Below are 18901 nucleotides of genomic sequence, written 5' to 3'. Positions count from 1 at the left end.
CCGTGGATGCGGCGATCCGCGCCCGCGCGTGGCGCGGCCGGGTGCCTTTGTTCGTTCGATGGATCGCGGCCGCGCTAGGCGCTCGCCACTTCGTTCGGCGAAGGCGCGCCGCCCGGCCCGTCGCCGTGCGCTGCACCGTCCGCGCCGTACTGTCCCGCGACGACGCCCGCTTCGATCAGCGCACGCGCGTCGTCCGGCGCATAACCGAGCTCGCCGAGCAACGCGTGCGTGTCCTGGCCGAGCGCGGGCGGCGCCGAGCGCAGCCGCAGCCGCTCGCCCGCGAGCGTCAGCGGCAGCAGCGCGGTGCGTGTGTCGACCGGCCGGCCCGCGCAGCTCGCGTCGGCCGGCAGCGTCACCGCTTCGAGGCCGCCCGTCGCCAGCAGATGCGGATCGTCGAACAGGTCCTGCGGCTGCGTGATCGGCGCATACGGCAGGCCGATCGCTTCGAAGATCGCGCCGATCTCCGCGGCCGAATGCGGCGCGAGCCGCGCGCGCAACTCGGGCAGCAGCCACTCGCGCGCCTGCACGCGCAGGTTGTTGGTCGCGAGGCGCGGATCGTCCTTCAGCGCCGCAAAGCCGAACGCGTCGCAGAACAGCGCCCACTGCGTATCCGACACCACCGCGAGAAAGATCTGCTCGCCGTCCTTCACGGCGAACACGTCGTAGACGGCCCACGCGGAAATCCGGCTCGGCATCGGCGACGCGGCCTGCCCCGTCACCGCGAACTGCATCATGTGCTGCGCGACGAGGAATACGTTGTTCTCGAACAGCGAGCTCTGCACCTGCTGGCCGCGGCCGGTGCGCTCGCGCTGCGCGAGCGCGGCCATCGCGCCGATCGCGCCGAACATCCCGCCCATGATGTCGTTCACGCTCGCGCCCGCGCGCAGCGGCCGGCCCTCGGGGCCCGTCATGTAGGCCAGGCCGCCCATCATCTGCACGACTTCGTCGAGCGCCGTGCGATGCTCGTACGGCCCCGGCAGGAAGCCCTTGTGCGACACGTACACGAGGCGCGGATTCAGCGCGTACAGCGCCGGATAACCGAGGCCGAGCCGGTCCATCGTGCCGCTCTTGAAGTTCTCGCTGAAGACGTCCGCCGTCCCGACGAGCCGCAGCACGATCTCCAGCCCGCGCGGATCCTTCACGTCGACCGCGAGGCTCTTCTTGTTGCGGTTGAACATCCCGAAGAAGCCCGCGCCGGAACCGCGCAGCGCACGCGTGCTGTCGCCCGCGATCGGCTCGATCTTGATGACTTCCGCGCCGAGATCCGCGAGCAGCATCCCGCAGGTCGGGCCCATCACCATGTGCGTCATCTCGATCACGCGCAGGCCTTCGTACGGTAGCGTCGAAGCAGGTGGCCGGCCGTTCATTGCGCGACTCCCGTCAGGCATCCTTCCGGTTGAGCGGCTGCCGGAGAGCGGCCGTCCGCATAGCGGAAGCCCTTCGGCAACCCGGCGTCCGGCACGTGGCCGTACAGCGCCTCGGACGGCAGCGCGTCGTGCAGGATCGCGCGCGCGGCGAGCAGCGCGTCGACGTCGACGCCTGTGTCGATCCCCATCGATTCGAGCAGGAACACCAGATCCTCGGTGACGATGTTGCCGGTCGCGCCCGGTGCATACGGGCACCCGCCGAGGCCGCCCTGGCTTGCGTCGATCGTCGTCACGCCCGCGTCGAGCGCCGCGACGACGTTCGCAAGACCCTGCCCGCGCGTGTTGTGGAAATGCGCGCCGCCGGCCTTGTCGCCGACTTCGCGGTGCAGGCGCGCAAACAGTCGGCGCACCTGCGCCGGGTTCGCATAACCGCTCGTATCGGACAGCCCGATCTCGTCGACGCCGCACTCGGCCATCGCGACGGCCATCGCGATCGTTTCGTCGTCGCTGACGGCGCCCGCGATCGTGCAGCCGAACGCGACCGACACGCCCGCCTCGATCTGCACCGACGGAAACCGCGCATCGCGCAGCGCGACGATCGTGCGCACCTCGTCGATCATCTGCGCGGGCGTCTTGCGGATGTTCGCCAGCGAATGCGCTTCCGTCACCGATACCGGCAGTGTCAGCTTGTGCACGCCCGCGTCGAATGCGCCCTCGGCGCCGCGCAGGTTCGGCGCGAGCGCGGCGACGTGCAGCCCGGGAATCGCCAGCGCGTGCGCGACGACTTCGCGCACATCGGCCATCTGCGGCAACAGCCTGGCCGGCACGAACGACCCCACCTCGATCTCGCGCAGGCCGGCCGCGGCCAGCGCGGTGATCCAGCGCAGCTTGCCGGCCGTCGGCATCACGGTCCTGATGCTCTGCAGGCCATCGCGCGGCCCGACCTCGCTGACCAGCACCTTCGGATATTCGGAAACGCTCATTCGACACCTCGTTGTTCTATCTGAAAGAACATAGTTCTGTTAGACGGAACTCTAGACGTGCGCCGAATGAGCTGTAAGCGGGGTATACCCGTGAAATTGCGATTTTCTGGAACTTGAGTTCTGTCAGGCAGAACGATATAGTCGACCGACCATCATCCGAAGGAAGCAGGCAGTGCCTACGACTCAAGCAGATCACGCCGGCGACGGGCCCGATTCGTCAGCGGAGGAAGCCTCCAGCGGCGTCGCCGTGCTCGATCGCGCGTTCGCGATCCTCCGTGCATTCGGACCGACCGACGACCGGCTGTCGCTCGCCGAACTGTCGCGCCGCACCGGGCTGTACAAGAGCACGATCCTGCGCCTGCTCGCCGCGCTCGAACATGGCGGCTTCATGCGCAAGCTCGACGACGGCCAGTACGCGGTCGGACACGAGCCGCTGCGGCTCGCCGCGCTGTACCAGCGCTCGTTCCGGGTCGGCCCGGTGGTCGAGCCGCTGCTCGAGACGCTGAGCCGCGAACTCGGGGAAACGGCGTCGTTCTATGTGCGCCAGGGCGACATGCGCTCGGTGCTCTACCGCGTCGAGCCCGCACGGGCGGTGCGCGTGTCGATTCGGGTCGGCGAGGAGTTTCCGGTTCGCCAGGGCGCGTCCGGGAAGGTCCTGCTGGCGTTCACCGACACGCAGGACGCACGCTGGAACGACGTGCGCGAACGACTGTGGGCCGCGTCGTACGGCGAGCGCGACCCCGAGACGGCGTCGGCGTCGGCGCCCGTGTTCGATGCTGCCGGCGCATGCGTCGGCGCGCTGACGGTGTCGGGCCCGAAATCGCGGCTCGCCGCCGCGCCGACGATGGCGGCGGCGGTCGCGATGCTGCTGCCGCTCGCGCAGAAGGCGACCGTTGCCCTCGGTGGCGCGGGCGCACGCTACGACGCGGCCGCCGTGCGCGACAGTCTCGCGCGGCTCGCGTCGGCAGCGGACGACGGCACGGAGTCGTAGCCGGCCGCGCGCGCGTCCGGCGGCGCGACACCGCAAACGGCGGCCGCGTGCGACACTGGCCGCCGATGCACGCATCGCGCGCCGCCTGTGCGCGCACCATGCGCGCAACCGTCAAACGGCCATGCACAAGAGGGGCATCCGCCATGAACGCCGCGCACACCGCCACCTGGTATTTCGATTTCGTTTCGCCGTTCGCCTACCTGCAGCAGGAACGGTTCGACCGGTTGCCGCCCGCGGCGGCGTTCGAGCCGCGGCCGATCGTGCTCGGCGCGCTGCTCGCGCACTGGGGCCAGAAAGCACCGGCGGAGATCGCGGCAAAACGCGTCTTCACCTATCGCCACGCGCAATACCGCGCGGACAAGCTCGGCATCCCGTTCCGGATGCCGCCGGCCCACCCGTTCAACCCGATCAAGCCGCTGCGCCTCGCGATCGCGATGGGCAATTCGCTCGATGCGATCCGGCAGATCTTCCGGCATATCTGGCGCGACGGCCATGACGTGTCGACGCCGGAGGGCTTCGCCGCGCTGTGCGAAGCCGTCGGCTTTCCGGAAGGCGTGACGGCCGTCGAAGCGCAGCCGGTGAAGGACGCGTTGCGCGCGAACACCGATCGTGCGATCGCGCACGGCGTATTCGGCGTGCCGACCTTCGAACTCGACGGCGACCTGTTCTGGGGCGAGGATGCGACCGACATGTTCGCCGACTGCGCCACGTCGCGCGCATGGCTCGACTCGCCCGAGGTGCGCCGCATCAGCGCGCTGCCCGAAGGGATCCGGCGCGGCTGACGGCGCAGCCCGCGCCGCCCGGGTCAGGCTTCGCGCCCTTCGACCAGCCCCGGCACGGCCTCGCGCATCATCGCGACGAACCGCACGAGCCGCGACGGGTAGAACTGCGCATGCGGATAGGTCAGGTAGACGGGCAACGGCGCGGCCTGCCACTCGGGTGCGAGGTGCACGAGTTCGCCGCGCGCGAGGTGGTCGGCCAGCATCCATGAAGAACCGACGCACGCGCCGACGCCCAGCAGCGCCGCACTGCGCAGCGCATACAGGTTCGCGGTCGTGATGCGCGGGCGGATCGCGATGCGCCGCGTCTCGCCGGTGACGGCGTGCGTCAGCGCCAGCTCGGTGCGGTAATACGTGCGCAACGCGAGCCATGGCAAAGCGGCCAGCGCGTCGGGGTCGGCCGGCAGGTCGGCGCTGTTCAGCACCGACGGCGCGGCGACCACGAAGCGCGGCACGTTCGTCAGCCGGATCGCGACGACGGACGGATCGGTCGGCTCGCCGACCTGGATCGCGCAATCGATGCCGCTGCCGACGAAATCCCGCACGTCGTCCTGCAGCAGCCACTCGACCGACACGCGCGGATAGTCGCGCAGGAACTGCGCGAGCGGCCCGACGAAACGCTCCTGCCCGAACGCGTGCGGCACCGCGACCCGCAGCAGCCCGTCCGGCTCCTCCTGCGCGCCGCGCAGATCGGCCTCGAACGCCGCCCAGTTTGCCAGCAGTTCCTTCGCGCGCTTGAAACAGCGCTCGCCGTCGACGGTCAGCCGCATCGTGTGCGTCGTCCGTTGCAACAGCCGCATGCCGAGCGAGCGTTCGAGCGCCTGCAGCCGCCGGCTGATCGTCGGCTGCGTCGTATGCAGTTGTGCGGCGGCGGCCGACAGGCTGCCGGCCTCGACTATGCGTACGAAGGTTTCCATCAGCTCGAAGCGATAGCCTGCGCCATCCACCGGCACCGCCTGAATGCGCTGAGAGCCGCCAGCAGCGGGAGAAGCGGAAGATTTTTCGGTCATTCGTGAAGCGTATAACAAATCTGCACGAGGCGGCACTACCGTCGCCGGCCGCGCGACGCCACACTCGCGTCCATCCCGTTATCCAACCCAGGATGCACGCCATGTCCACTCCGACCCGTCTCGACGCCGCGCCCCATTTGGCGCACACCGCGGCCCACCCGGCCGCCCATTCGATGCCCGATCGCCGGCTCGTGCTGCTGCTCGCGGCCGCCGCCGGCCTCGGTGTCGCACCGCTCTACTACGCGCAGCCGATGCTCGGCGCACTCGGGGCCGATCTCAGCGCGTCGACGCGCGCGATCGGCTTCGTGCCGACGCTCACGCAGCTCGGCTATGCGCTCGGCATCCTGCTGCTCGCGCCGCTCGGCGACCGCTTCGACCGGCGCCGCGTGATCGCGACCAAGGCCGCCGCGCTGGTCGTCGCACTGCTGCTCGCCGCCGTCGCGCCGTCGCTCGGGCTGCTGCTCGCGGCGAGCTTCGCGATCGGCCTCGCCGCGACGATGGCGCAGGACGTCGTGCCGGCCGCCGCAACGCTCGCCCATGACACGCATCGCGGCCGCATCGTCGGCACGGTGATGACGGGGCTGCTGCTTGGCATCCTGCTGTCGCGCGTCGTGGCCGGCTTCGTCGCCGACACGGCCGGCTGGCGCGTGATGTTCGCGCTCGCGGCCGCCAGCGTCGCCGCGATCGGCATCGTCGCCGCGCGCGGGCTGCCGAGCTTCGAACCGACCACGCGCCTGCCGTATCGCGCGCTGATCGGCTCGCTCGGCGCGTTGTGGCGCGATCATCCGGCACTGCGCCGCGCCGCGCTCGCGCAGGGGCTGCTGGCCATCGGGTTCAGCGCGTTCTGGTCGACGCTCGCGGTGATGCTGCACGGCGCGCCGTTCCACCTCGGCAGCGCGGCCGCGGGCGCATTCGGCCTCGCGGGTGCCGCCGGCGCGCTGGCTGCGCCCATCGCCGGCCGTCTGGCCGACCATCACGGCCCCGAGCGCGTCACGCGCATCGGCATCGGCATCGCGACGCTGTCGTTCGCGTCGATGGCCGCCGCGCCGCTGATGCCGCCGCATACGCAGCTCGTGCTGCTCGCGGTTGCGACGATCGGCTTCGATCTCGGCGTGCAGGCGACGCTGATTGCGCACCAGGCAATCGTCTACCGGATCGATCCCGCGTCGCGCAGCCGCCTCAACGCGGTGCTGTTCGTCGGCATGTTCATCGGGATGGCGGCCGGTGCCGCGATCGGCAGTTTGTTGCTCGCGCAACTGGGCTGGAATGCGGTGACCGCGCTGGCCGTCGCGACGTCGCTGGCCGCGCTCGCCGCGCGGGTCTGGCGCAACTGAACTCGGCATCGCGCAGCCAAGGCGGACAGGCCCACAGGGCTTGCCCGCCTTTTCTTTTATTTTCGACCGGCGCATGCATCACACCGCGCGGCCTGACAGATCCGCACAGGGCGTAACCCGCATTCGTTCATCCGGCGCAAGATCCGCACCGGCCTGCGGAATTGCCCAGTTCAACCAAATATTTTTCCGGCGACTGCGCGCATCGACGCACAAACGTCGGACGATTCGACCGTACCCCGCCGCTCGGCGCTCTCCCATCCGGCCCCGCCGCGCAGCCCCGTTTTATCAGGGGATTCCCGGTATTTTTTCGCATTTTCTTCGAAATAGCGGGTGACATACTTGCCCCCCGTTGCGCTCCGGTGCGAGCGCGCTTCCAGATCCTACCGGCCGCGCGCCTCGTGCTGCGCGTCCACCAGGGCGCACAGAACATGAACAATTTCGATACCACGATCCAGATCTTCCTCACCCACATGACGTTCGGCCCGCTGATGAATCACGTGATCCGCGTGATCGCAGGCCTCTACACGTTCAAGGGCTTCGTGCTCATTCCGGTGCTGTGCTGGCTGTGGTTCCAGCCGGGCCCGAACCGCGAGCGGCAACGCGAGCTGGTCGTCGCGACGGTCGCGAGCGGGCTCATCGCGCTCGCGTTCGGCCGGCTGCTCGCTCAGGTGCTGCCGTTCCGCGTGCGGCCGATCTACAACCCCGACCTGCACCTGCACTTCCCGTCGGCCGGACTGCGCGCGGCCACGCTGCAGGCGTGGAGTTCGTTTCCGAGCGATCACGCGATGCTGTGGATGGCGATCGCAACCGGCATCTTCATCATTGCGCGCCGCGTCGGCGTAGTCGCGCTGCTGTATTCCGTCGTGTTCATCTGCCTGCCGCGCGCGTATCTCGGCTTTCACTACCCGACCGACCTGATCGCGGGCGCCGCGATCGGCATCGCGATCGCGTGGCTGCTGACGCGCGACGCGATCCGGTCGCGCTTCGCGCCGCAGGTGCTGGAGATGATCCGGCGCTTCCCCGCGCCGGCCTATACGCTCGCGTTCCTGCTGTGCTTCGAGTTGATCACGCAGTTCGACGAACTGCTGACGCTCGCGCAGTCGGCCACGCACCCGATGTGACGGGCAGGCGCCGCGATGCTCCCGCTGCTTTCATTCCGTCGCCCCGGCACGCGCTGCCGGCCATGCGCGGTGTCGGCACGCCGCGCGGCGGCCGCGCCGATCAATCTCGATCGGGCGCGCCGAGCGGAAAGAACGAGCGAAACGGCCGCGCCTCGTCGACCGCTCGCGCGAACGACGGCCGCGCAAGCAGACGCTTGCGGTACGCAATCACGTTCGCGAACGACGGATCGATCCGGTGCGTCCAGTCCGCGTAGAACAGGAACGGTGCCGCGCCGCAATCGGCGAGGCTGAAGCGGTCGCCGGCCGCCCATTCGCGATCGGCCATCTTCTTGTCCAGCCACGCATACGACGTATCGAGCATCGCGCGCGCATCGGCGACACCGCGTGCATCGCGCTCGGCTTCCCGCCGCAGCGCGTCGTGCACGACCTTCTGCTGCGGCGTCGACACGTAGTTGTCGAAGAAGCGATCCATCATCCGCACCTCGAGCGCCGCGTGCGGATCGTCGGGCAGCAAGCGCACGGGGCCCGGATGGTTCAGGCCGAGATACTCGATGATGATCGACGCCTCGATCACCGTGCGGCCCGCATCGACGAGCACCGGAAAACGCTTCAGCGGCCACAGCGCGGTCAGCTCCTGCATCGGCTTCGGATCGTCGTGCGCGAGCAAGCGATACTCGAACGGCGTGCCGTTCTCGTACAGCGCGGTCAGCACTTTCTGGCAGTAGGACGAAAAGGGATGGGCGTAAAGCGTCGGCATCATCGTGCGGTCTCTCAGGGTTTCGGCGCCGCGTCATGCGGCGCCACATGATCTCGGATACCTTGACGACGAACGGCGGCTGGCCGTTTCGACATCGACTCGGAAATTTTTATGCGCGGCCTCGGACGCTACGACCGGCCGTCCATCACGACGCGCCCTTCGGCGCGCCAGCGCAGCATCCCGCCACCGAGATTCGCAACCGCGTCGAAGCCGGCCTTCAGCAGGATCACGTTCGCCTGCGCGGACCGCCCGCCGGCCCGGCACACGGTCACGACCGGCCGGTCGCGCGCGATCTCGCCGGCGCGCGCGGCCAGTTCGCCGAGCGGAATCGGCATCGCGCCAGGCAGGTGGCCGAGCGGGCCCGTGAATTCGTCCGGTTCGCGCACGTCGACGACCTGCACCGCCGGCAGATGATCCTCGAGCCACTGCGGATCGATTTCCCAGAAGCCGGCGAACGTGTAGACGAGCGGCGCCCAGTCGGGCGCCGCCTGCGCATCGGGCGCGTTCGCGGCGACGCCGCACTGCAGGTTCGCCGGCACCGCGACGTCGATCTGGCGCGGGTGCGCGAGCCCGAGGTTGCGCATGTAACCGGCGAAATCGTCTTCGCTGAGATCGCCGCCGAGGCGCGGATTGAAGCGCCGCTCCTCGCCGACGCTCGTCACCGTGAGCCCGCGGTAGTCGTGCGCCGGATACAGCAGGCACGCGGCCGGCAGCGTGAAGAGCCGGCCGTGCACCGCGCGATACAGCGCGCGCGGGTCGCCCTGCTGGAAATCGGTGCGGCCCGTGCCGCGGATCAGCAGGCAATCGCCGGTGAACGCCATCGATTCGTCGTCGAGCACGAGGCTGATGCAGCCGCTCGTATGGCCGGGCGTCGCGCGCACGGTCAGGTAGCGCGAGCCGAATGCGCAGCGGTCGCCGTCGTTCAGGTAGCGGTCGGCGCCCTGCGCGCCGCTTGCGGCCGAGATCGCGATCGCGCTGCCCGTGCGCTGCTTCAGCAGCCACGCGCCCGTCACGTGATCGGCATGCACGTGCGTGTCGACGGTCGCGACGAGCCGCAGCCCGAGCTCGTCGAGCAGCGCCACGTCGCGGCGCACCTGCTCGAACACCGGATCGATCAGCAGCGCTTCGCGCGACGCGCGGTCGGCGAGCAGATACGTGTAAGTCGACGATTGCGGGTCGAAAAGTTGCCGGAAGATCATCGCGAAATTGCTCCGTCGCCTGTTCAGTTGGGTGTTGTACGGCCCACGTGCCGTGCGTCGCCGACGCGTGGGCCAGTGGGTGCGAGTACCGCCACGTTCGTATGCCTGCCTTGGTGCATGATCCGGACGTTCACGGCTGCGTCTGCTGCGCATCGCCGTCCGGCATCGACGTCGGCATGATGACATCGCCGCCGGGCGGCCGGCATCGTGCCTGCCGCGTTTCACACATCCATATAGCGTAGATCAAAATGCACACGCCGCCGGCGTCCCATACACGGCAACCGATTCCGATGACGAATGTCGCGCGGCGGGACGATTCGCCGGGCCCGGACGGTGGCGCGCGCTGCCGTGCACTACGGCCTGTTCTCGTCCACGTTCACAGGAATTCCGTCGACATGTCGCTGACGATCGATCACAGACAAAGACTGTGACCAACAGACCAAGGACCGACTCGTTGCGAATGAAGCTCGACTTCTTCAGCCGCCATCAACGAAAAATCCGGATCCGGCGGGATCTCTCGATTTTTATCGAAAATTACTCATGAAGCATGAGCTTGACTCCGGGCGATCAGAGTGTTTTGCATTTTTGACGCCTGCGATTTTTACCTGTTGCCAGTCGTCTTCGATCTTCTTTCAATCGACCGCACAATCCACTTCGATTTCTTTTTCTGTTTTATTCAGTCACTCGCCGAACCACACCCCAAAAACCCCAGGTCATCCGATTCTGGCCGTTTCGACTCGGGCAGTTTCTTCATTTCCACCAGTACCGGCTGTTCCGACGCTCAACCCGGCAAGACGGCGTGACGCGAAGGAGGAGGCGGGATATCGCTCGGCAAACCGCGCAGATTTTCGGGCACCAGTCGGTGCATCAATGCCCGATGCTGTCGGTGTTTCGTCTGAAAATATCGATATTCGATATTATTCCAAGGGGCCGAAATTCCTCCATTACATATATGAAAGTTTCGCAACGTGCATTGTGAAATGCGACCCCGTTAGTATTTACCGATCAAATGTAAAAGGAAGTGACTCATCAATCGGTGCCCGAATCCAAGTCAGAACAATTCGGCATACTCCAGCTTGGCGGAATTCGCGCCCGGGTCGGACCCTTCCCCCACCCCATTTCTCGCTCGTTACGCTCTTTGCATTTCGTAACAAGTCGGGTTGATTCGTCAGGGCGTGCTGTTTTAAATTTCGCCGGTCGCCCAGCAGCATCCGGCAGTCGGGCGACGTTTCATTCTACAAATCGCTACATGCCGGATACCTGGGTGGCCAGCCATCCGACACTGCAAGTCTGCACGCTGTGCGGGCTTGATCAAGCGGTCGAACTCGCAATGGGTATCGATTCGACTACCTGCAGCCCGTTGGGACCCGACGCGCCGTAGTGGGCTCGCCGAGTTGTTCATGTCATGCCGAACTGGAGCCAGCTTGATAGCGGAATCCACGATCGAATTTTGATATTTGCGTCGTACTCCTAATGTATCGCCGGAATTCACCCAGATTTTCGACGGTACAACTTAACTTTGCGCAACGCGCCGATAAAGGACAGAAAATGGAATTCGTACGAATGGGAATCGTCTTTGTTCATCTCATAGCCTGCTGTGTCGCGATTGGTCTCGTGCTGACCAGCGACATTGCCATGGTCAGGCAACTTTTGGATTCTGACGCACCTACCGATTCTGCCCAGGTCCACCTGGCCAGCCTGCAACGCACCGTCACGTTGGCGCTGACGGTGCTTTGGATCACCGGCATCGCGATCATTGCGTTCGATATGCGGACTCAAGGTCTCGGGTATCTCGGCAATCCCAAGCTGCAGGCCAAGATCGGCATCGTCGCCTTGCTGACCTTCAACGGTATCGCTTTGCACTCCGCGGTCCTCCCGGCATTGCAGAAGGCGGGATCCTTGCTGAAGCTTTCCTTCGAACGTCGCATGGTTGCCATTTTCGCGGGCGTGATTTCCGCCGTCTCGTGGTTCTACGCGGCAATGCTTGGCGTCGGGCGCCCGTTGAGCTGGAAGTATTCACTGATCCAGATCCTGGCGGCTTACCCGGCACTGATCGCGGGTGGAATCGCCACCATGTTCTTTATCACGGCTGTGGCGAAATCCAGGACGCGCGTTGAGCGACGGAATACCGAAAAGGTGGCGGCCTATTGATCGCCGACACCCAAGAGATGCGCACTGCTTCAAGCAGTGTGCATCCTGCGTCGCACATTCCGCGCTTCGACCAGCATCGGATTCCGAATGTTCGGGTGCACGCCAGCACTCACCGGAGCCTGCGCGGCTGTTTCCCCCAGGACATCGAGCAGGTACCGGCGACGCCACGCGCATGATCGCGTACCTCGAACAAGCCGACACGTTGAAATACAGCGCCCCGCCGCGCCGCGTGCCGAACAGGATCGACAAAGCGATCATGCGGGCAGGCCGAATGGGAAATCTGCGCGAGCAGAGTGCGCCATCGGATTGATCCGCAAGCAGATCGGCACCGATTTTCATATCTCAATTGATCGCCAGGCGTCATAATCGGCCGCAACGCCATGACTAGCAGGGCTTCACATCGTTTTGAGCACAATAATCCGTCTCGGTCCATCTGATCCATGTCGCTGACGATCGATCCGAAGCAGGCCGCCGCGCTGCTGGCCGTCGCCGACACGGGCAGCTTCGAGCAGGCGGCCGTGCGCCTGCACGTGACCGCATCCGCCGTCACGCAGCGGGTCCGCGCGCTGGAGGCGAGCCTCGGCACGCCGCTCGTGCTGCGTACGCGGCCGTGCCGCCCGACGGTGGCCGGGCAGCGCGTGCTGCAGCACCTGCGCCGCGTCGCGCTGCTGCAGGCCGACCTGCAAAGCACGCTCGCGACCGAGCGTGAATCGCCGATCTCCGTGACGATCGCGCTGAACTCCGACAGCCTCGGCACGTGGTTCCTGCCCGCGCTGACCTCCGTGCTCGCGGGCGAGCGCATCCTGTTCGAACTGATCGTCGAGGATCAGGACCACACGTTCGCGCTGCTCGAAAGCGGGATGGCCGTCGGCTGCGTGACGACCGAGCCGAAGCCGATGCGCGGCTGCATCGCGACGCCGCTCGGCACGATGCGCTACCGGCTGCTCGCGGCCGCCGCGTTCGCGGTGCGCTGGTTTCCGCGCGGGCTGAACCGCGCGAGCGCGCGCAACGCGCCCGTCGTCGCGTATTCGCGGCGCGACACGCTGCAGTCGTCGTTCCTGAAGGAGAAGTTCGGATTGCCGGAAGGCGCGTACCCGTGCCACTACGTGCCGGGCACCCATTCGCACTTCGCGGCGGTGCGGCACGGGCTCGGCTACGCGATGGTGCCGGAGCCGCTGATCGGTACCGCGCCGCTCGACACGCAGGGACTCGTCGATCTCGCACCCGCGCATCCGACCGACGTCACGCTGTACTGGCACGCGTGGACCGTGCAGTCGCCGACGATGGCGTCGCTGTCCGCGCGGGTGGTCGAGGCGGCGCGCCGCTTGCTCGCGCCGCTGCCGACATGACATGAGCCGGTGACGGGCCCGGCTCGTGGCGGTTACGCGCGACGCTGCGAGAAATATGCGCCGACCGCGTCGAGGAACGTGTCGATGTCCGCGCGCGACACGTCGCAGTGGGTGACGAAGCGCGACGCGTACAGCATCTGCGTGAGGATCCCGCGCTCCTTGAGCCACGCCTCGAGCGGCGCGCAATCGGCTTCGGGGAATTGCGCGAACACCATGTTCGTCGCGTGCGACAGCACCTTCACGGACTCGATGCGCGCGAGGCCTGCCGCGAGATGCGCGGCGTTCGCGTGATCGTCCGCGAGCCGCTCGACGTTGTGGTCGAGCGCATACAGGCACGCCGCCGCGAGTATGCCCGACTGCCGCATCCCGCCGCCGAGCACCTTGCGCCAGCGCTGCGCGCGCTCGATCAGCGCACGGCTGCCGACCAGCACCGAGCCGACCGGTGCGCCGAGCCCTTTCGAGAAGCAGATCGATACGGTATCGAACGGTGCGCACAGCTCCGCGATCGGGCGCTCCGACGCGACGGCTGCGTTGCATACGCGCGCGCCGTCGAGGTGCGTGGACAGCCCGCGGCTGCGCGCGAACGCGACGGCTTCCTGCACATAGGCTTCCGGCAAGACCTGGCCGCCGATCGTGTTCTCGAGCGCGAACAGGCGCGTGCGGGCAAAGTGATTGTCGATCGGCTTGATCGCCGCGGCGACCTTCGCGAGCGGCAGCGTGCCGTCCGGCGCGTTCTCGATCGGCTGCGGCTGGATGCTGCCCAGCACGGCCGCGCCGCCGCCTTCGTACTTGTAGGTGTGCGCGAGCTGGCCGACGATGTACTCGTCGCCGCGCTCGCAATGGGACATCAGCGCGGCCAGGTTGCTCTGCGTGCCGCTCGGGAAGAACAGGCCGGCTTCCTTGCCGGCCCGCTCGGCCGTGACGGCCTGCAGGCGCAGCACGGTCGGGTCGTCGCCCCATACGTCGTCGCCGACTTCGGCGGCAGTCATCGCGGCCAGCATCGCCTGGCTCGGACGTGTCACGGTATCGCTGCGTAAATCGATCATCTTCGTGCCCTGAGTGAACGCGGACCGGAACCGATGCGCCCGGCCCTGCCGAAACGAGACTCAGAGTGTACGCAATTCACGCAGCGCGTGCCGGCGGTCGCGCTGCCGTCCCACCTGCCACGCCCCTGCCGCGCGGTCGTCCGCATTACGGGCTAACGCGTCGAAACGTATCGGCCGCGCACTGCGACACGCCGGGGCGTTCTACGCGCTACGGGCGTACGTATCGAACCGTTCCGATGACGCGACGCGCCATATTGACGCACGTGCGTCAGACCGCCACGCCGCGGCCGCACGCGCCGCGAACGGCCTTCTTGATACGAATCAACGATTTATCCCGAAATCGCACGCGGCGGGCTGGACATCTGCGACGAGTTGGCGCATTTCGCGGTGCAACATCGCGGCACATACTCCAGCCAACCCCGCCGCCCGTCGGCCGGGGTCCGCCGGCACCCGCCGGCGGGTATCGTCAGCTTCGGTCATCTGGTATGGACACCGCACTTTCGGCCCTCGATCTGGCCCGCCTGCAATTCGCGTTCACCGTCTCCTTTCACATCGTCTTTCCGGCGCTGAGCATCGGCCTCGCCAGCTTCATCGCCGTGCTCGAATATCGCTGGCTCAAGACCGGCAAGCAGTACTACAAAACCCTCTGTCTGTTCTGGTCGAAGATCTTCGCGGTCGCGTTCGGGATGGGCGTCGTCTCCGGCGTCGTGATGAGCTACCAGTTCGGCACCAACTGGTCGGGCTTCTCGAGCTTCGCCGGCGCCGTCACCGGGCCGCTGCTGATGTACGAGGTGATGACCGCGTTCTTCCTCGAGGCCGGCTTCCTCGGCATCATGCTGTTCGGCTGGAACCGCGTAAGCCCGCGCGCACACTTCGGCGCGACGCTGATGGTCGCGGTCGGCACGCTGATCTCGACCTTCTGGATCCTCGCGTCGAACAGCTGGATGCAGACGCCGCAGGGCTTCGAGATCGTCGACGGCCGCGTCGTGCCGACCGACTGGTTCGCGATCATCTTCAACCCGTCGTTCCCGTACCGCCTGTTCCACATGGCGATCGCCGCGTTCATCGTCGCCGCGCTGGTCGTGGCCGCGACGGGCGCGTGGCACCTGCTGAAGGGCCGCCGCGACAAGAGCGTGAAGAAGATGTTCTCGATGGCACTGTGGCTGCTGCTCGTGCTCGCGCCGCTGCAGGCCGTGATCGGCGACCAGCACGGCATCAACACGCTGAAGCACCAGCCCGCGAAGATCGCCGCGATCGAAGGGCTGTGGGAAACCGAGAAGGGCGGCACGCCGCTGAACCTGTTCGGGATTCCCGACATGAAGGCGGAAACGACCCGCTACGCGGTGAAGGTGCCGCACCTCGGCAGCCTGATCCTCACGCACAGCTGGGACGGCGAGATCCGCGGGCTGAAGGAATTCCCGCCCGAGGACCGCCCGAATTCGACGGTCGTGTTCTGGAGCTTCCGGATCATGGTCGGCCTCGGCTTCGCGATGATCGGCCTCGCCGCGCTCGCGTGGTTCCTGCGCCGCCGCGGCCGCCTGTATGAATCGAAGTGGTTCCAGCGCTGCGCGCTCGTGATGGGCCCGACCGGCTTCGTGTCGCTGCTCGCGGGCTGGGTGACGACCGAAGCGGGCCGCCAGCCGTGGGTCGTGTATGGCGTGATGCGCACCGCGCAGGCCGTGTCGCCGCTGTCGGTGCAGCAGGTCAGCCTGTCGATGATGACGTTCGTGATCGTGTACTTCCTCGTGTTCGGCACCGGCGTGTACTACATGCTGAAGCTGATGAAGGCCGGCCCCGCGCTGCCCGACGTGAAGCACGACGACACGCCCGACACGCGCCCCGATCACACCGCGCGCCGCCCGATGTCGGCCGTCGACGAGCTGATCGAGACCGTCTGAGCCCACCCCATCCGCACACGAGAAAACTTATGGACGTCACCGTAATCTGGGCCGCGATCATCGCATTGGGGCTCTTCATGTACGTCGTGCTCGACGGCTTCGACCTCGGCATCGGCATCGTCTTCCCGTTCTTCCCGGACGAGAAGGAACGCGACCTGATGATGAATACGGTCGCACCCGTGTGGGACGGCAACGAGACCTGGCTCGTGCTCGGCGGCGCCGGGCTGTTCGCGGTGTTCCCGATCGTCTATTCGACCGTGCTGTCGGCGCTGTACCTGCCGCTGATCTTCATGCTGGTCTGCCTGATCTTCCGCGGCGTGTCGTTCGAGATCCGCGCGAAGGCGCGGCGCACCAAGCAGCTGTGGGATCTCGCGTTCATCGGCGGCTCGGCCGGCGCGACGCTGTTCCAGGGGATCGCGCTCGGCGCGTTCCTGCAGGGCATCAACGTGAAGGACGGCGTGTTCGCGGGCGACGCGTTCGACTGGCTGACCCCGTTCAGCCTGCTGACGGGCCTCGGCCTGATCGTGACCTATGCGCTGCTCGGCTGCTGCTGGCTCGTCGCGAAGACCGAAGGCGACCTGCAGCGCCGGCTGCATCGGGTCGTGTGGCCGCTGACCGTCGTGCTGCTCGGCTTCATCGCGGTCGTCAGCCTGTGGACGCCGCTGCAGGATCCGGCCATCGCGCAGCGCTGGTTCGATTCGGGGCTGTTCTGGCGCCTGCTGCCGGTGCCGTTCCTGGTCGCCGGGTGCGCGGTGTGGATGCGTCGCGCGGTGCGCGACCGGCACGACATGACGCCGTTCGTGCTCGCGCTGGCGCTCGTGCTGCTGGGCTACGTCGGCCTGCTCGTCACGCTGTTCCCGTATGCGATCCCTCAGACGATGACGATCTGGGAAGCGGCCGCGCCGCGTTCCAGCCAGACCTTCACGCTGGTCGGCGCAGCGGTTATCCTTCCGATCATCATCGCCTACACGACGATGGGTTACTGGGTATTCCGAGGCAAGGTGCGCCATGAAGACCAGCATTACTACCACCACTGATTCCGCCGATCGCCCGCCCGTGGCGCCGCGGCCGCGGATGCGCGGCTGGATGTGGTTCGTCGTCCTGTGGGCGGGCGGCGTGGCCGGCGCCGTCACGCTCGGCTATGCGTTCAAGATCTTCATGAACCTGACGCTGTTTGCGGTGAAGTAAAGCCAGGGCGCCGGCCGGGCGATCGCGCCACGCGCGTGGCCCGGGCGCGGCGCGCATCGATCGCGCGATCGATACGCGATGCGCTGCCTCTTCCTCCGCGTGCGTTATTGCGGCGCCCGCCGCACGACGCCGAGCTTCAATCCCAGCATGCCGAATATGCGGTTCATCGTCTGTACCGTCCCGTCGCTGCGGCCCTGCTCGATATCCTGAATCGTCTTCGTCGACACACCGGCGAGCTTCGCCATCTCGGCGCTCGTCAGCCGCATCGTCTGCTTCAGATGACGCACGGATTCGCGCAGCGACCACTCGGGATGCGCGAGAACGTCCTCGATCGCTTGCCGCCGTAATGCGAGCTGTTCGGGAAGCGACATTGCGTTATAGCGTTTGTCCATCGTGTTGCCCTCGCCTAGCGCAGTGCATCCAGTTCGCGGGCGAGCCGCTCGATGCCCGGTTTCAGGAAAGCATGCACATCGTGCTCCAGTCCGAGATCGACGCCCCGATCGGCGATCTCCTGCAAGTGCGGCGCCATTGCGTGCAGCCGTGCCCTCAATGCGTCGCGATCCAGCGCGGCATGCGCCTCCCCCGCCTGCGGCTCGCTCGACCGGACGACCGCATCGAGTACTCGCGCCCAGTCTGGCCGACCACCGTCATTTCCTTCCCAGCGGATGCGCCTTGCAATGCCGTCGGGATGCAGATACATCGGTGCGAAGTCGTAAAGCGGCGTCAACGCAACGCGCCCATCGAAGTCGCGTTGCAATGCCGTGTTCCGCGCATGATTGTCTTTGTTCCCCAACGCGAGATTTGCGACGTCGCGGCACAGATACTCGGCCACCTCGGCTTGAGGATCCGTGCATCTGCGTACGAGATGCCCGCACACCTCGTCGTGACTCGGCACGACGCCGAAGCCAGCCTTTCCGGTTAGCGACGCAATGCTTTCCTGAGCGAACCGGACAACGCCGCCACCAACGCGCGCGCGATCGAACCGCGGAATGAATAGCGACCGATCGCGCAGCGTCAGCGGCGCATGCACGCGCAATCCAAGACGCTGGGCCAGTGCCATGTAGGGCGCTTCGTGACGAAGGATCTGTGCAAGACGCTCGTTCGTGCCGCGTCCGAACTTGACGATGTAGTGTGCGACCGCGCGCGCGTCGGGCAGCGTGTGATCGAGATAGAGCAGTCCGTCGTCGGCACGGGTCAGCAGCAGCTTCGGCCACTCTCCCTGCACGCCCGAGGAGCCCGCGACGAAGAATCCGTGTTCGGCGAGATATTCGCTGAATGCGTCTCCGCGTGCGGCAACGTCGTCGTCGGTAAACCCTTGCTGCGGCCCCTCGTGCTCGGCGAGCCACTGCGCGGCTTCCTTGACGCGCAGATTGCCGATCGAGTTGCCGGCTCCCGCGAGCAGCAACGGCCAGTCGGCACGTTCCTCGGCTGTTTCCGGCAAATCGAGGCGGCGCAACAACTCCTGACGGCCGAAGCCTTGCGGCAGCAAATCGATCAGGAAAATCGGCCAGTGGGGCGTCACCAGCGGCTCGAGATCGACCGGAAAACCGCACGCCATCGCGTGCGCATCGCGGGCGAATTGATGCCGGACGATCCATTCGACGTCGTAACCCGTGTAGGTGCGACCACGCCAGCCCTCGTCGGGCTCGCCGAACAGGGTGACGACGCCGACGTCGTGCCAAGTGCCGTCGGAGTGGAGCTGGATCGTGCAGGAAGCGTTCATTTCAG

18 protein-coding genes are annotated in these 18901 nt (G+C 66.9%); 10 read left to right on the top strand and 8 right to left on the bottom strand.

Annotation, left to right across the window (positions count from 1 at the left end):
• Positions 1-74: 74 nt before the first annotated feature.
• Together ABD05_RS22405 and ABD05_RS22400 are read right to left on the bottom strand one after the other, a co-directional pair.
• The gene (locus ABD05_RS22405; RefSeq protein WP_047902265.1) at positions 75-1367 is read right to left on the bottom strand and encodes a CaiB/BaiF CoA transferase family protein; all 1293 of its coding nucleotides are present in this window, start codon (positions 1365-1367) and stop codon (positions 75-77) included.
• On the bottom strand, positions 1364-2350 hold the full coding sequence (locus tag ABD05_RS22400) for a hydroxymethylglutaryl-CoA lyase (RefSeq protein WP_047902264.1): 987 nt from the start codon (positions 2348-2350) through the stop codon (positions 1364-1366). The genes ABD05_RS22405 and ABD05_RS22400 overlap by 4 nt, the downstream gene beginning before the upstream one ends.
• Positions 2351-2522: 172 nt before the next feature.
• Here ABD05_RS22400 and ABD05_RS22395 point away from each other — a divergent pair, with 172 nt between their 5' ends.
• Together ABD05_RS22395 and ABD05_RS22390 are read left to right on the top strand one after the other, a co-directional pair.
• Positions 2523-3341, top strand: a complete 819-nt coding sequence (locus tag ABD05_RS22395) for an IclR family transcriptional regulator (RefSeq protein ID WP_047902263.1) — start codon at positions 2523-2525, stop codon at positions 3339-3341.
• Positions 3342-3484: 143 nt separating this feature from the next.
• Complete coding sequence (locus tag ABD05_RS22390; RefSeq protein WP_047902262.1) at positions 3485-4123, top strand: 2-hydroxychromene-2-carboxylate isomerase; 639 nt, start codon at positions 3485-3487, stop codon at positions 4121-4123.
• A gap of 23 nt (positions 4124-4146) precedes the next feature.
• Here the strand turns inward: ABD05_RS22390 and ABD05_RS22385 are convergent, their stop codons facing one another.
• Positions 4147-5130, bottom strand: a complete 984-nt coding sequence (locus ABD05_RS22385; RefSeq protein WP_047902261.1) for a LysR family transcriptional regulator — start codon at positions 5128-5130, stop codon at positions 4147-4149.
• Between the two features lie 101 nt (positions 5131-5231).
• Here ABD05_RS22385 and ABD05_RS22380 point away from each other — a divergent pair, with 101 nt between their 5' ends.
• Positions 5232-6464: an MFS transporter gene (locus ABD05_RS22380; protein WP_047902260.1), complete on the top strand. Its 1233-nt coding sequence runs from the start codon at positions 5232-5234 to the stop codon at positions 6462-6464.
• A gap of 428 nt (positions 6465-6892) precedes the next feature.
• A complete protein-coding gene (locus ABD05_RS22375) occupies positions 6893-7585 on the top strand; it encodes a phosphatase PAP2 family protein (protein ID WP_047903730.1) in 693 nt (230 codons plus the stop codon).
• 100 nt (positions 7586-7685) lie between these two features.
• Here ABD05_RS22375 and ABD05_RS22370 read toward each other — a convergent pair whose 3' ends face one another.
• Positions 7686-8345: a glutathione S-transferase family protein gene (locus tag ABD05_RS22370; protein WP_047902259.1), complete on the bottom strand. Its 660-nt coding sequence runs from the start codon at positions 8343-8345 to the stop codon at positions 7686-7688.
• Between the two features lie 125 nt (positions 8346-8470).
• Complete coding sequence (locus tag ABD05_RS22365; protein WP_047902258.1) at positions 8471-9541, bottom strand: MBL fold metallo-hydrolase; 1071 nt, start codon at positions 9539-9541, stop codon at positions 8471-8473.
• A gap of 1548 nt (positions 9542-11089) precedes the next feature.
• Here ABD05_RS22365 and ABD05_RS22360 point away from each other — a divergent pair.
• From ABD05_RS22360 to ABD05_RS22355, 3 genes are all read left to right on the top strand, one after another.
• Positions 11090-11692 (top strand): hypothetical protein, encoded by a 603-nt coding sequence (locus ABD05_RS22360; RefSeq protein WP_047902257.1) that lies wholly within the window; start codon positions 11090-11092, stop codon positions 11690-11692.
• 172 nt (positions 11693-11864) lie between these two features.
• Positions 11865-12002 carry a hypothetical protein gene (locus ABD05_RS38365; RefSeq protein ID WP_158361644.1) on the top strand — a complete coding sequence of 46 codons (138 nt, stop codon included), beginning with the start codon at positions 11865-11867 and terminating at the stop codon, positions 12000-12002.
• 130 nt (positions 12003-12132) lie between these two features.
• Positions 12133-13041 carry an HTH-type transcriptional regulator ArgP gene (locus tag ABD05_RS22355; protein WP_047902256.1) on the top strand — a complete coding sequence of 303 codons (909 nt, stop codon included), beginning with the start codon at positions 12133-12135 and terminating at the stop codon, positions 13039-13041.
• Positions 13042-13073: 32 nt separating this feature from the next.
• On the opposite strand, the gene ltaE is transcribed toward ABD05_RS22355, so the two are convergent.
• Complete coding sequence (ltaE, locus tag ABD05_RS22350) at positions 13074-14087, bottom strand: low-specificity L-threonine aldolase (protein ID WP_047902255.1); 1014 nt, start codon at positions 14085-14087, stop codon at positions 13074-13076.
• A 485-nt stretch (positions 14088-14572) separates the two neighbouring features.
• On the opposite strand from ltaE, the gene ABD05_RS22345 reads away from it, so the two are divergent.
• From ABD05_RS22345 to ABD05_RS22335, 3 genes are read left to right on the top strand one after another with little or no spacing between them, the layout of a single operon-like run.
• Positions 14573-15985, top strand: a complete 1413-nt coding sequence (locus ABD05_RS22345; protein WP_047902254.1) for a cytochrome ubiquinol oxidase subunit I — start codon at positions 14573-14575, stop codon at positions 15983-15985.
• Between the two features lie 29 nt (positions 15986-16014).
• Positions 16015-17022, top strand: a complete 1008-nt coding sequence (gene cydB / locus ABD05_RS22340) for a cytochrome d ubiquinol oxidase subunit II (protein ID WP_034187693.1) — start codon at positions 16015-16017, stop codon at positions 17020-17022.
• Positions 16994-17173: a hypothetical protein gene (locus tag ABD05_RS22335; RefSeq protein ID WP_047902253.1), complete on the top strand. Its 180-nt coding sequence runs from the start codon at positions 16994-16996 to the stop codon at positions 17171-17173. The genes cydB and ABD05_RS22335 overlap by 29 nt, the downstream gene beginning before the upstream one ends.
• A 104-nt stretch (positions 17174-17277) precedes the next feature.
• On the opposite strand, the gene ABD05_RS22330 is transcribed toward ABD05_RS22335, so the two are convergent.
• The gene (locus tag ABD05_RS22330) at positions 17278-17565 is read right to left on the bottom strand and encodes a helix-turn-helix domain-containing protein (RefSeq protein ID WP_047902252.1); all 288 of its coding nucleotides are present in this window, start codon (positions 17563-17565) and stop codon (positions 17278-17280) included.
• A 14-nt stretch (positions 17566-17579) separates the two neighbouring features.
• Positions 17580-18896, bottom strand: a complete 1317-nt coding sequence (locus tag ABD05_RS22325) for a type II toxin-antitoxin system HipA family toxin (protein WP_047902251.1) — start codon at positions 18894-18896, stop codon at positions 17580-17582.
• Positions 18897-18901: the final 5 nt, after the last annotated feature.

This window comes from Burkholderia pyrrocinia (genome assembly GCF_001028665.1).
Taxonomy (GTDB): domain Bacteria; phylum Pseudomonadota; class Gammaproteobacteria; order Burkholderiales; family Burkholderiaceae; genus Burkholderia; species Burkholderia pyrrocinia.
Note: the sequence above shows the minus strand (reverse complement) of the source record. Positions and strands in the feature narration are given on the sequence as shown.